14 protein-coding genes are annotated in these 12,578 nt (G+C 44.8%); 11 read left to right on the plus strand and 3 right to left on the minus strand.

What is annotated here, in order from left to right; all coding sequences use genetic code 11:
• Position 1: 1 nt before the first annotated feature.
• From petA to rplM, 3 genes are all read right to left on the minus strand, one after another.
• Positions 2 to 634, minus strand: a complete 633-nt coding sequence (petA, locus tag BIZ39_RS13085) for a ubiquinol-cytochrome c reductase iron-sulfur subunit (RefSeq protein WP_049586157.1) — start codon at positions 632 to 634, stop codon at positions 2 to 4.
• A gap of 437 nt (positions 635 to 1,071) precedes the next feature.
• Positions 1,072 to 1,464, minus strand: a complete 393-nt coding sequence (gene rpsI / locus BIZ39_RS13090) for a 30S ribosomal protein S9 (protein ID WP_014948330.1) — start codon at positions 1,462 to 1,464, stop codon at positions 1,072 to 1,074.
• A 12-nt stretch (positions 1,465 to 1,476) separates the two neighbouring features.
• Positions 1,477 to 1,905: a 50S ribosomal protein L13 gene (rplM, locus tag BIZ39_RS13095; protein WP_014948329.1), complete on the minus strand. Its 429-nt coding sequence runs from the start codon at positions 1,903 to 1,905 to the stop codon at positions 1,477 to 1,479.
• 271 nt (positions 1,906 to 2,176) lie between these two features.
• Here rplM and BIZ39_RS13100 point away from each other — a divergent pair, with 271 nt between their 5' ends.
• From BIZ39_RS13100 to BIZ39_RS13150, 11 genes are all read left to right on the plus strand, one after another.
• Positions 2,177 to 3,076, plus strand: coding sequence for an ABC transporter substrate-binding protein (locus BIZ39_RS13100; RefSeq protein ID WP_168533649.1), 900 nt, complete (start codon positions 2,177 to 2,179; stop codon positions 3,074 to 3,076).
• 75 nt (positions 3,077 to 3,151) lie between these two features.
• Positions 3,152 to 3,817 carry a response regulator gene (locus BIZ39_RS13105; RefSeq protein ID WP_156085965.1) on the plus strand — a complete coding sequence of 222 codons (666 nt, stop codon included), beginning with the start codon at positions 3,152 to 3,154 and terminating at the stop codon, positions 3,815 to 3,817.
• 1 nt (position 3,818) lies between these two features.
• Entirely contained in the window at positions 3,819 to 5,108 is a 1,290-nt protein-coding gene (locus tag BIZ39_RS13110) for a sensor histidine kinase (RefSeq protein ID WP_049586153.1), read from the plus strand.
• On the plus strand, positions 5,092 to 5,457 hold the full coding sequence (locus BIZ39_RS13115) for a cupredoxin domain-containing protein (protein ID WP_015066270.1): 366 nt from the start codon (positions 5,092 to 5,094) through the stop codon (positions 5,455 to 5,457). The genes BIZ39_RS13110 and BIZ39_RS13115 overlap by 17 nt, the downstream gene beginning before the upstream one ends.
• On the plus strand, positions 5,447 to 6,211 hold the full coding sequence (locus tag BIZ39_RS13120; protein WP_049586151.1) for a hypothetical protein: 765 nt from the start codon (positions 5,447 to 5,449) through the stop codon (positions 6,209 to 6,211). The genes BIZ39_RS13115 and BIZ39_RS13120 overlap by 11 nt, the downstream gene beginning before the upstream one ends.
• Positions 6,208 to 6,909, plus strand: coding sequence for a hypothetical protein (locus tag BIZ39_RS13125; protein WP_039235893.1), 702 nt, complete (start codon positions 6,208 to 6,210; stop codon positions 6,907 to 6,909). Before BIZ39_RS13120 ends, BIZ39_RS13125 begins: the two co-directional genes overlap by 4 nt.
• Before the next feature lie 90 nt (positions 6,910 to 6,999).
• A complete protein-coding gene (locus BIZ39_RS13130; protein WP_049586146.1) occupies positions 7,000 to 7,737 on the plus strand; it encodes a glycosyltransferase family 2 protein in 738 nt (245 codons plus the stop codon).
• Positions 7,727 to 8,404, plus strand: coding sequence for a TVP38/TMEM64 family protein (locus BIZ39_RS13135; protein ID WP_049586145.1), 678 nt, complete (start codon positions 7,727 to 7,729; stop codon positions 8,402 to 8,404). Before BIZ39_RS13130 ends, BIZ39_RS13135 begins: the two co-directional genes overlap by 11 nt.
• Positions 8,401 to 10,212: an ArnT family glycosyltransferase gene (locus BIZ39_RS13140; protein WP_187447189.1), complete on the plus strand. Its 1,812-nt coding sequence runs from the start codon at positions 8,401 to 8,403 to the stop codon at positions 10,210 to 10,212. The genes BIZ39_RS13135 and BIZ39_RS13140 overlap by 4 nt, the downstream gene beginning before the upstream one ends.
• A 116-nt stretch (positions 10,213 to 10,328) precedes the next feature.
• The gene (locus BIZ39_RS13145) at positions 10,329 to 11,072 is read left to right on the plus strand and encodes a thermostable hemolysin (RefSeq protein WP_156085962.1); all 744 of its coding nucleotides are present in this window, start codon (positions 10,329 to 10,331) and stop codon (positions 11,070 to 11,072) included.
• Positions 11,062 to 12,576 (plus strand): AMP-binding protein, encoded by a 1,515-nt coding sequence (locus BIZ39_RS13150; RefSeq protein WP_168533653.1) that lies wholly within the window; start codon positions 11,062 to 11,064, stop codon positions 12,574 to 12,576. Before BIZ39_RS13145 ends, BIZ39_RS13150 begins: the two co-directional genes overlap by 11 nt.
• Positions 12,577 to 12,578 lie beyond the last annotated feature (2 nt).

Here is a 12,578-nt window from a genome sequence, read left to right on the forward strand (position 1 = left end):
ATTACACGGCCTCCGCTTCTGAACCGATGATGATGTTATTGTCATCAACGAATTGATATGGCGGTACAACCAGGTTCAACGGTGCAGGAACGTTTTGGAATACACGTCCAGCCATGTCGAATTTCGAACCGTGGCACGGGCAGAAGAATCCATCTGGAACGCCTTCAACCACTTCTTCAAATGCACCGTCTTTAAGATGCTGTGGAGAACAACCCAGGTGAGTACAGATACCAACAAGGATAAGGTACTCTTCCTTCATTGAACGGAAACGGTTTTGAGCAAAGGCAGGCTGCTGCTCAGCTTCAGAGTTAGGATCTTTCAGCTTATCTTCGTGCGTGCCTAGTTCTTCAAGAATTTCAGGCGTACGACGTACAATCCACACAGGCTTGCTTCGCCACATTACACGTACTAACTGTCCAGGCTCAATCCCGCTGATATCTACTTCAACGTCAGCACCGGCGGCTTTCGCTTTGGCGCTTGGATTCCAGGACGCAATAAAAGGCACAGCAGCACCAACGACACCTACACCACCAACTACCGACGTGGCAACGGTCAAGAACCGACGACGAGTGTTGTTTTCTGGCTGGTTTTCATTGTGTGCAGACTCTGTTGCATCTACAGATACATTGCTCATCCACATTTCTCCAGGTTTGGATAATTATGATGTGTAACCCAAGCTTATACTGGTTTTATCACGCTTGCGTCATGCATCATATGGCTTGTCATGACAGCGACGTAACAGTAAAAATTTACTGGTTTACGAGGTCACGAAAGTTTTCAAAATTTTCGACCGCAAATGATAAAAGAAAAGCCCTTATAAACACAAGGTTTTACTGATATTTAAGCGATAAATTAATTCAAAAGGTGTGTTTAGGTTTAGTGAGGGAAAGGCCTAAAATCAAGGTTTTGGACAATATTAAGTAAGATAGCGGCTACAAATTAAACCTTTGTTATGAAAAATAGAACCACGCAAGCTTTGCTTTGTACCAAGGCACAAAGGCTCTCAGTAAAACACAGGCAATAAAAAACCCGGCATAAGCCGGGTTTTTGCAAATACAAAAAACGTAAAAATTAACGCTTTGAGAATTGTGGACGCTTACGCGCTTTGTGTAGACCAACTTTCTTACGTTCAACGCGACGTGCGTCACGAGTAACGAAGCCAGCTTTACGAAGTGCTGGACGTAGTGCCTCATCATACTCCATAAGAGCACGAGTAAGACCGTGACGGATTGCACCCGCTTGACCGTTAGAACCACCACCTTTAACAGTGATGTATACGTCAAACTTTTCAGTCATTTCAACAAGTTCAAGTGGCTGACGAACAACCATGCACTCTGTTTCACGACCAAAGTACTCGTCAAGAGCGCGTTGGTTTACTTTAATGCTACCTGTGCCTGGACGTAGGAACACACGAGCAGTAGAACTTTTGCGGCGGCCTGTGCCGTAGTATTGAGTATCTGCCATGTTAATAGCTCCTTAAATGTCCAAAACTTGTGGTTGCTGTGCGGTGTGCTTGTGCTCTGCACCTGCGTAAACTTTCATTTTACGGAACATTGCGCGACCTAGAGGGCCTTTTGGCAACATGCCTTTAACTGCTTTTTCAATAACCATTTCTGGCTTGTGAGCAATTAGTTTTTCAAAGTTTGTCTCTTTAAGACCACCTGGGTAACCAGAGTGCGCATAGTACATTTTGTCTTGCGCTTTACGGCCTGTTACCGCAACTTTCTCAGCATTGATTACTACGATGTAATCACCAGTGTCCACGTGAGGTGTGTACTCTGGCTTGTGCTTACCACGAAGGCGTAGTGCGATTTCAGAAGCCAAACGGCCTAGAGTTTTGTCTGTGGCGTCTACCACATACCAGTCACGTTGAACCGTTTCTGGCTTAGCAACAAAAGTTTTCATTTTCAAATTCACCCGAATAATATCGTCGTTACTGATTTCTGAACACCAGAAATCACCTTAAAATCAACACAATGACCCCTTCGAGCCGGCTGATTCTTCCACCTTCCCAAAGGTGGGCGTAACTGGGCAGGGCGCGAATTATACAGGAATTGAAGGAAATGCGAACCCCTAAGCACAAAAAATATGGATAAAATTCCATCATCTGCCGATGACACAGAAACAGATTTAAGGTAACGTCAAACTGTTGTGTTCGGAACCAATATAAAAACAAATGAAAATGTCTCGCTTCGTAGCTTCAATGATGATGCTACACACGCTACTTTTGTCCAGTGTAAATGCTGAGGAGTTAGTATATACACGTGCGTTTGCCGATGATGATTATGGAAGTTATCACGTAGCTGTGCTCAATGCCGTATTTAAGGCAACAAAGGAATATGGCGATATAACCCTTGTCCCTCATCCTCAGCCCATGACGCAAAGTCGTCAGATGCTATCCCTATTAAAGGGAGAAGCAGACGTACTGTGGAGCGTAACGAACCAGACTCGAGAACAAAAGCTCATTCCTATTGAGCTTCCTTTACTCAAAGGATTTGCTGGATTCAGAGTGCTTGTTATTAACCCATCCCGGCAAAGCGAACTCACCGAAGATGCCGATGGCCGAACCTTGAAAAACCTTACAATGGTTCAAGGCACTGACTGGCCAGATATGGATGTCTTAACGGCTAATGGGTACAGAGTTGAAGGAGAAGATTGGAGTTCGTGGTTTGGCTCAATGTATTCAATGGTCTCTCGCAACCTTGTCGACGCCTTTCCCCGCAATATTATCGAAGTACACCGCGATTTAGAACGCCACAAAGATAAGCATGTCTCTTTAGAGCAGTTCCACCTATTAAAATACCCCAACTATGAGTACTTTTTTGTTAGCCCAGATAACCCTGCCCTCGCGAATAGATTGAGATTAGGTCTTATCAAGATTCTAGACGATGGAGAACTCGAACGTATCTTCGATAGCTTCGAAGGGCACAGAAAAGCAGAAATGCTTGCCGATGCTGAAAGTAGAAAAATTCACAAGCTCGGCAACCCAACAATACCTTATAAACTAGATTACGCGCGTTGGGATAAATACAAAGATATAGCAATACGCGCGCTCGAAAAAGAGATGTCAGAGTAAAACACTAAGCACTTAAGGTTTTCTTAAGGTCTCTCGTTTAGTGTTTTGATTTGTTTTTTTATCAATGAGTTTTTTATGCGTGTACTGCTTGTAGAGGACGATAGGCCGTTGTCTGGCGCCCTCGCCCTTTCACTAAAGAATGCCAACTTCACGGTAGACTGTGTTTATTCAGGCGCAGATGCCCTTGCAACGCTTCGAGCGGGCCAAAGTGACATTGTCATTCTTGACTTGGGTTTACCCGACACAGATGGCCTCGACGTACTAAAATCTATTCGAAAGAAAAACGCAACGCTTCCTGTGTTGATCTTAACTGCACGGGACAAAACGCTAGACAAAATCTCTGGCTTAGATGCAGGCGCCGACGACTACTTACCTAAACCGTTTGAAATAGAAGAACTGTTAGCTAGGATTAGAGTACTTGAGCGTCGTCTGAGCACAGCATCTCACAGCATTGTTAGTGTTAAGAATGTCAGCCTTGATACTGCCCATCATACGCTTACTATCGACAATCAAAACGTTCACTTACCTCGACGTGAACTCATGCTACTAAAAGCGCTTATTGAAAACGCAGGGCGCATACTGAGTAAAGATCAGCTGGAAAATAAACTTTATGAGTGGGGAGAGGAAGTGGCAAGCAACACAATAGAAGTACACGTGAGTAATTTGCGTAAAAAAATGCCTCCTGAGTTTATTAAGACTATTCGAGGCGTCGGTTATTGCATTTCAAAATCGGGGGAGTGAATTGTCTTCAATTCGCCGCTTTCTAATTCTTACACTGATCAGCGCGCTTGTTTTAGTGATATTTAGTGCAGCACTTAAAGGCTACCGCGCAACGCTGGGTATATCGAATACCTTGTTAGATAACGAGTTAGTTGAGCTATCCCGCGCAATCTCTTACGTAGATAGCGGCACCCGCACACAGCAACAGACACTTTTCTTCCAGGTATGGAAACAAGGTAAGCTGGCCAGCTCATCTACTGACGCGCTAAGCACGCCATTAACCAGCTTCTCCGAGGGCTTTTCTGAAGTAAACGCACTGGGTACACGCTGGCGGGTACATACTCGGTTTAACCCGAATAATGATAGCTGGTATATGGTGGCTCAACCCGTAAGTAGTCGCTTCACTTTAACTGACTCGCTAACTGTAGCCGCCATCACCCCTTTTATAATTAGTGTGCCTATTCTTGCATTCATTCTCTTTTTTGGCATTACTTGGGGACTATCGCCGTTAAAACACCTATCAAAACTCCTTGCCAGCCGACAGGGTAATGATTTTTCTACCATTGCGTTATCCCGTGAGCCCAGTGAACTTAGCCCTGTTGTTAGTACGTTAAACACTATGTTCACGCGACTAAATTCAGCGTTCGAACGAGAGCAGCAATTCGCATCAAACGCAGCGCATGAGCTTAGAACTCCGCTCAGCGTGATGAAAATAAACATTCACAATATAGCGAACGAGTTAGGTGAAAAAGGCCACGTGTTAGCTCCCCTTAAAGCAGACACTGACAGAATGATCCACGCGGTAAATCAATTCCTTTTGCTTACTCGCACCAGCCCAGAAACGTTTGCAGAACAGCGAGAACCTGTAAATGTGCACGTGGTCGCGCAAGAGGTAATTAGTGACCTATACGGCGCTATTGAAAATAAAAACCAAGAAATAGCACTGGAAGGAAAAGAGGCCTGGTTGCTAAGTTCTCAATTTGTCCTTTACACCTTGCTTCAGAACTTAGTGAGCAATGCGAGTAAATACTCGCCTTGCGGTGCACAAATAATAATTAAGATTGAACGACGGAAAGACGAGCTTATTTTAAGCGTCTGTGATTCTGGGCCAGGTATCCCTGCTGACCAGCGCGCTGTCGTGCTAAACCGATTCAAAAGAGCATCTAACAGCTCCCCTCATTCGGGAAGCGGCTTGGGGCTAGCCATTGTAGAACAAATCGTTGTATTACACGGGGCTGAGCTCTCTTTAGATGAAAGTTCGCTCGGGGGATTAGAAGTTAGGGTGGCATTTTCCAATGACTACATACTCTAAAATTTCTTTATTCTTTTTTTCAGCCCTTTATGCTTTTTATACGCCCCTTGCGTTCGCTTTACCTGAAGTGGTGGTGGAAATTAAAGAGCACTTATTCTTTCCTCAGGAAGTGATTGTGCCCGCAGGGCAAAAAGTAAAACTAACCTTTGTTAATTTCGATGATACTCCCGAAGAAATAGATAGCTTTTCGTTGAACAGAGAAAAAGTGATATTTGCGAAAAGCCGAGGGACCATCTTTATTGGCCCATTAAAAGCCGGTGAGTATCCTTTTTTTGGTGAGTTTCATCCTAATAGCGCAATAGGAAAGGTAATAGTTAAAAGCAAAGAGGGCACGCTGGATGCTAATTAATACCGTCGTTCTCTTCTTGCGTGACACCTTGCCCATATTCATGCTCATTAGTGTATTGCTGGCGCTGCCGCGTGTATCTACGCTTGCCGTTGTGTGGCGGGTGTTGCTGCTGGTATTGCTCGCTGTATTTACCTACCCCCAGCTAGGACTGGTATCGCAACTATCAGAAGGTGCCGGATTTGAGTATCTCAAATCAATACTGTTTTTTATTGCGTGGTTGGGTATGTGCCTTGTTGTCCTTTTGCCGTCACGCATGTCGAATAGGTTCAGTCTAGGCCTCACCCTGCTAATAATAGGTATTGGCTTACCCAATTCGCTGCACTTTTTAGTTTATTTTGTTTCCGAGTTATCAGGTAATAGTGATAGTACGTTATTGCTCTTGGGCACTATCATTGGTCTGGGTATAAGTATTAGCATCGCGATTCTACTTAATATTTTGCTCACCCACTTTGTTAGCAAGCGAGCAACATACTTTTTTGCAACAACATTTGTGGCAGCTCAAACCGCTAATATCGCATTATTATTGGAACAAACTGACACCTTCCCATCGCCAAGGCAGCTATGGGATAGCAGCACAATTATTAGTGACAATAGCGAATATGGTCATCTTCTGAATTCTCTTATTGGCTATGAGGCTACGCCCTCTATGAGCTATTTATTGGTGTTTTTCTTCGCACTTATCGTGCCTAATTTAATTGCTTTCTTTTCTTCAAAAAAGAGATTCTCTGATGAAATTCAGGAGGTCGCACAGTGAGACGTTTTCTCCTTACTGCTATCGCATTATGCGCCGTGTTTTCAAGTAACGGTTATGCAGATAATTTTACCGTAGATAAGGTTTATCACCCTTATGTATTACCCTTTGAACGTGAGTTTGAGTGGCGACTTACCTCAAGACAAAATGACGATGGCAATGTTTTAATGCAACGCTTCTCATTCGGCCATGCACTTTCAGAGTTTATGATCCTCGAGACATACCTTGTCGGTGCGCGGGATGAAAATGAAGATTTTGGCTTAGAAAGCTACGAAGTAGAGTTACGCTGGATGATGACTGAACAAGGGCGATACTGGGCTGACTGGGCAACGCTGTTTGAGCTGGAAAAGCAGCACAATACCGATGACTGGGAAGTTAAAGCGGGGATATTAACAGAAAAAGAGTTTGGCCAATTCAGTTTAACAACTAACATTAGCTTGGTGTACGAGTGGGGTCAAACTGTTGAGAATGAATGGGAAAGCGAATTTAAAGCCAAGTTTAGGTATCGCTGGATCCCTGAAGTACAACCTGGATTGGAAGTGTATGTAGCAGAGGATTTTATCGGGGTTGGTCCAGCATTCATGGGTATAAAACGCTTTGACCGACAGAAGCAGTTAAAATGGGAACTGGGCTTTATTGCCGGACTAAATGGTGACAGTAAAGATCACACACTTCGCATGTCGTTGGAATACGAATTTTAATGCAAGTTTGCACTTTAGCGCCTAACTTAAGCTTTCCTTAAGGTTCAACGTTTAAAGTGCACGTCATTCGATGATTTACCAAATATTCTTATGCACCAGTTTGACGTCAGTGTTGTTTTACCTGCTAAAAATGAAGCCAAAAACCTTTCTGCTTTGTTACGAGAAATTGCAGAAGTGGTTCCAAGTACAACAACAGAAATTATTGTTGTTGATGACGGTAGCAGTGACGACTCCCTATCCTTGCTGCATAACCTTTCAAGCACCTTGCCGGTAAGTTGTCGTGTCATCGTCCACCCTATGAGCTGCGGTCAAAGCACTTCGGTTTTTCACGGCGTTTTACAGGCAAAAGGCAAGTGGATCATCACCCTTGATGCTGATGGGCAAAACGATCCTGCTGATATACCGCGACTTATTCGCGCAGCTAAAGAGACTAATGCAGCGCACTTCTGCGTTATAGGGCATCGTAAAAAGCGAAAAGATACCCCGTGGAAGCGATTTCAGTCTAAAGTTGCCAATCGTGTTCGCCAGTGGATCCTACAGGACGACACACCAGACACGGGCTGTGGCTTGAAACTCCTCCCAAGAAGTACCTTTTTACTTTTGCCCTATTTCGACCATATGCACCGATATATTCCCGCTTTAACCAAAAGGCTTGGGGGAGACGTGGTATGTGTATCGGTTAATCATCGCGCGCGCTTAGAAGGTAAATCAAATTACACAGCGTGGAATCGTGGCTGGGCAGGGATCATCGATATGCTTGGCGTCAGATGGCTAATGCACAGAAATAAGCTTAATCACATTACCAGCGGAATTGGTAATGAAGACTAATATTCGCCGCCTCAAAAGCTTCATACAGTTTTTCATCGGGGCAGCAAGCATCGCGCTTGTCTGCTATGTGTCGCTTGAGGTCACTGGTGAAGTATGGAAGCACGGTGATGATACAGATTGGTTGAATGCCTATATTTCTAATTTAAATTGGCAATCGCTGTGCATGATACTGAGTGCTTGTGTTGTACTTTTAACCATGGGTTTTCCCCGTCAGGCTGTCAGTTTTTTTTGCGGAGTGGGCTTTGGCGCATTGCAGGGAGGATTAATTGCCTTGTTGCTAACGGTATTGTCTGCATGCATAGCCTACGCATTAGCAAATGGCCCTCTACGCTCACTTGCCGTCCGTCTTTTAGGTACAAAATTAAAGCCTGTTGAAAACAAACTGGCCAAGCGAAGTTTTCGCAATGTGCTAATTGTTCGTTTATTCCCTGTTGGCTCCAACCTAATCACAAACGCCGTAGCAGGTGTGCTAAGCGTTCCGTTTGTCCCGTTTATTGCTGCAAGTGCAATCGGCTTTGCGCCTCAAACTTTTTTGTTTACCTTGCTTGGAAGCGGTTCTCGATTTGTCAGCTCCCTCGAACAGCCTTTACAAATTGGTGGCTTAATCATTAGCCTTCTTCTACTTCTATCCTTATCAGGCATTTCTCGTAGGAGTGAGCCGTCGTGAGGCTTATGCTTAATTCAAATAGCCATGCATCTACCCTGTTCTTTTTTGCCTGTGCTCTGATATTTGTTGGTCTGGGTTTCAGAGATGCTTGGCCCCCCGATGAGCCTCGATTCGCATTGGTCGCAAAAGAGATGGTGAACAGTGGACAGTGGCTTGTGCCCATGCGCGGTGGCGAAATTTATCCGGACAAGCCCCCTGTGTTTATGTGGTGTATTGCCTTCTTTTACCTTATAACGGGTAGCCTGAAGGTGGCTATGCTCCTGCCTAACGCTATCGCAAGCCTTATCACTTTGGGGTTAACCTACAAGCTATCGCTAAGACTTGCCAATGAAAAAGCGGCAATGTTGAGTATGCTCGTACTTCTACTGAGCCCTCAGTTCCTTATTCAAGCCAAATTCGCTCAAATAGATGCCCTTGTCGCCTGCTTTATCTGGATTGGCGTCTACGGACTCGTTCAGCACTTTTATGTGCATGTTAATTGGCGGTGGTACTTTGCAGCATGGTTCTTTATGGGGCTTGGGATCATAACCAAAGGCGTTGGCTTTTTACCTGTTCTTTTATTTATCCCCATTGCATTTTTCGCATTTACCAGCGGCTCACATAGCGGCAAGTGGTCATTGCGCATGTTGTTTGGTCCCTTAATCATGCTATCAGTTGTGGCGATGTGGCTTGCACCTCTGCTTTATCTTGGTTTGATAAAACAAGAGCCTCAAATACAACAATACTTGTCGAATATTTTGTTTAAACAAACGGCTGAGCGATATGCCAATGCCTGGCACCACATAGAGCCCTGGTATTACTATATTGTTGAAGTTATTCCTGTATTTTGGATAACTCCAATTGCCATACTTGTATCAAAAGCTAAGTCGTTAAAAGATGTACTTATTCACAACCCCGCTTACTCATCCTTGTTGATATGGGTAATATTGGTTGTCATTTTCTTTAGTATCAGCCCAGGTAAACGTGGTGTTTATGTTCTACCGGCACTGCCTGCGTTGAGTATGGTTGCAGGTCTGGTACTTGCGAATTCAACTGTATCAAGAGGGTTGCTGCTTTTTGCGCGCGCAGTTACCTCGTTAATCTCTGCCGTTTTATTGATTGCTGGCTTAGCACTGCTATTTCACGAGCCCACTGCTGTTAAGCTGATGACGCGCTTTGACAGCGACAGCGAAACCCTTGTTCGTTTAAGCATAGTATTACTTGTACTCGGATTCGCTGGGCTTTGTACTCATATTGTCTACTATGTTTACAATAAAAAGCGCAACGCAGGGGATGGAGAATTACTCGCCCGCCAATTACTGGCATGGCTTTTCATTTTAACTGTAATTCCTTCCACATTCGGTGCATGGCTGCTAAACGACTACCGTACTCCCCGTATAGTCCTTCAAAATGCAGAAAGCCAAATAAGCAATATGTTGACGAAGGATTCAACTGCCTTCGAGGTGGGGATAGTCAGCTTTAAAGAACAGTATTTGCTTTATTCACCCTTTGAAATGGCTCATTTTGGTTACCATACTCCGAAAGAAGTAGAAAACGGGACAGCGTGGGCTTGGTTGACCGATACTTCCGAGCCTTCCCGCGAGCAGACAAAGATTTCAGACCGGCGGGTTAGACCGCCAATACGTCAACGCTTTTTGTTAGTTCCAAGTGACTACAAATTTCAATGTGTAGACTTATCACAAGCCACTTCACAGGGTGTAGCCCACCGTGACGAATGGTTGTTGCTTCCTGCCACTGCTGCGAACGCTACCTGTGATTTACCGGCTAACGGCCCAGTTTTTAATAGCTATGACGGCTCAAGCGATTAATTAGCTTGGGCGTTCTTAACATTTTGGGCTGACATTTATAAAAGTTTTTCCCACTTAAGGTTCTCTTAAGGTCTCGCGTAAATACTCATAACATCGCAAAACCAATGAGCATGTTTATGAGTCACGTTTTAGCTTCTGTTCCAACCCAGGTTGCGAGTCAGCAATCTGCGATTGTCTCAAAGGAAAAGCCCGCAATAACCTTTATCGCGGCAAAACATGGACATAATGCCCGCCGCCGTATTGAAGCGTTTATAGCGAGTGGTTTTAAAGCTCGCTACAACGCACGAGTGACTTCCTTTATGCCTATGCTGTTTGCTCTTGACGCTAAGGGAGTTAAAGCCGCCGCAGGCGCAAGATTTGCCGCCTATGATGGTCAGAATAATTCTCTTTTTATAGAGCAATACCTTAACACTTCGGTAGAAACTGCCCTCACCCTACAAGGGATAACCGTAAACAGAGCGCATATTGCTGAAGTTGGTAACCTTTTTAGCAGTGCATCGCGCTATACCCTCCCCTTGTTATTTGCCCTGTTCTTCGTTTTAAAACGATGTGGTAGCAAATATCTGGTTTTCAGTGCGACCTCACAGCTCACCTCTTTACTCATGGGCGCGGGTATTCAACTCCTCCCCCTTGTTAAAGCCGATGCGTCAAAACTTAAAGGGAATAGCGATGACTGGGGCACCTATTATGACACCGCTCCTCAGGTTACTGCCCTGTCGCTACATCACGTAACACAACACATAATTGGCTGCCCTGAACTTAATGCTCATTACCAACGTGCAATTGAGCTTATTTCCGCAAATGTGGATGCGTTAACGCAAAATATCTGCACAAAAAAGGAAACAGCGTATGTTGCTTAATCAGTATATAAACGGGCACGACGATGACGTTGCGCTGAAATGCAAAGACGGTTCAATGACTTACTGCGCCCTTTTGAGCGCCGTCGAGAACCTCGCAAGCTGGATAACAAACCACAATGCCGAGAGGGTGGGCATTGCCTTTGACAATAGCTTTGCATGGGTGATTGCTGATTTAGCCTGCCAACAGGCTAACGTTTGCTGTGTCCCCGTTCCGCTATTTTTTAGCGCTTCCCAACAAGAACATGTATTAAATGAGAGCCAGTGTCACTTTTTATTGACCAATCGCGGAGGTGAACTAAGTGAATGGAGTGATTCACCGATTGTTATTGATAGCGAAAACGACATTGTCGCTCATTCACTCAAACATGACTCTCGTGTATACACACCTGTAGGTACTAACAAAATAACCTTTACTTCTGGCTCTACGGGCTCACCGAAAGGCGTGTGCCTGTCAACTGAATCGCAATGGAAAGTTGCCCATTCTATTGAGCGTGCTGTTCAACCAGAAATAGTGAACCACCTGTGTTTACTGCCATTGTCTACCCTGCTTGAAAATGTTGCAGGTGTTTACGCCCCTCTGTACCACGGCGGCACGGTTTATTTAGCCACGGCATCTGAGCGCGGATTTCAAGGAAGCAAACTCGTCAATCCAAACGCACTGCTGTCACTGATAGACCGCGTTCAACCAACGTCTGTGATCTTGGTGCCCGACTTGCTAATGGTGCTAGTACAGGCATGTAATCAGGGCTGGACACCACCTTCATCACTAATGTTCATTGCTGTTGGCGGTGCACATGTAGCGCCCACTTTGCTGGCGCAAGCTCAAGCGAAGGGACTACCAGTATTTGAAGGTTATGGCTTATCTGAAGCGGTATCAGTATCAACATTGAACACGCCCAATTGCAATACGATGGGCAGTGCCGGAAAAACGCTTGGTCATAATCAACTGCACATCGAAGAGGGTGAAGTCGTAGTTACAGGCAACCACTTTCTGGGTTATCTGAATCAACCTTCCTCATTTTATCCGACCCAGGTCAGAACCGGCGATTTAGGCGTCTTTTCTGACAACACACTTACGCTGAATGGGCGTATAAAAAACATAATGGTGAACAGCTTTGGCAGAAACGTATCGCCAGAGTGGATTGAGTCTTTATTGCTGGGAACAGGACTGTTCAGGCAGGCTTTGGTGTATTGCGAAGCTAAACCCTACTGTGTCGCGCTCCTCGTACCCGCTTCCAATACTATTTCTAATACACAGATTCAAAGCACCGTGGCGCTTATCAATAAGCAGTTACCTGACTATGCGCAAGTTGTTAATTTCGCCACCATCGGTCTTTGTACGCCAGAAAACCAACTGCTTACCCCAACGGGAAAACTGAAACGTGACGCAATAATTGCCCGCTACGCGACTGACTTAGACACGCTCTACCAGGGCCAAGACCAACACCAGTATAGCGTTCAAAGTACAACAGCATTTTCTTCTCAATTTGTTATCAAGGAATAATT

Source organism: Alteromonas sp. BZK5, assembly GCF_014349115.1.
Classification (GTDB): domain Bacteria; phylum Pseudomonadota; class Gammaproteobacteria; order Enterobacterales; family Alteromonadaceae; genus Alteromonas; species Alteromonas macleodii.

What these genes read in the sequence shown, in the direction of transcription:
- petA (WP_049586157.1), bottom strand. Translation starts at nt 634, where the DNA reads ATGAGCAATGTATCTGTAGATGCAACAGAGTCTGCACACAATGAAAAC.
- rpsI (WP_014948330.1), bottom strand. Translation starts at nt 1,464, where the DNA reads ATGGCAGATACTCAATACTACGGCACAGGCCGCCGCAAAAGTTCTACT.
- rplM (WP_014948329.1), bottom strand. Translation starts at nt 1,905, where the DNA reads ATGAAAACTTTTGTTGCTAAGCCAGAAACGGTTCAACGTGACTGGTAT.
- BIZ39_RS13100 (WP_168533649.1), top strand. Translation starts at nt 2,177, where the DNA reads ATGAAAATGTCTCGCTTCGTAGCTTCAATGATGATGCTACACACGCTA.
- BIZ39_RS13105 (WP_156085965.1), top strand. Translation starts at nt 3,152, where the DNA reads ATGCGTGTACTGCTTGTAGAGGACGATAGGCCGTTGTCTGGCGCCCTC.
- BIZ39_RS13115 (WP_015066270.1), top strand. Translation starts at nt 5,092, where the DNA reads ATGACTACATACTCTAAAATTTCTTTATTCTTTTTTTCAGCCCTTTAT.
- BIZ39_RS13120 (WP_049586151.1), top strand. Translation starts at nt 5,447, where the DNA reads ATGCTAATTAATACCGTCGTTCTCTTCTTGCGTGACACCTTGCCCATA.
- BIZ39_RS13130 (WP_049586146.1), top strand. Translation starts at nt 7,000, where the DNA reads ATGCACCAGTTTGACGTCAGTGTTGTTTTACCTGCTAAAAATGAAGCC.
- BIZ39_RS13135 (WP_049586145.1), top strand. Translation starts at nt 7,727, where the DNA reads ATGAAGACTAATATTCGCCGCCTCAAAAGCTTCATACAGTTTTTCATC.
- BIZ39_RS13145 (WP_156085962.1), top strand. Translation starts at nt 10,329, where the DNA reads ATGAGTCACGTTTTAGCTTCTGTTCCAACCCAGGTTGCGAGTCAGCAA.
- BIZ39_RS13150 (WP_168533653.1), top strand. Translation starts at nt 11,062, where the DNA reads ATGTTGCTTAATCAGTATATAAACGGGCACGACGATGACGTTGCGCTG.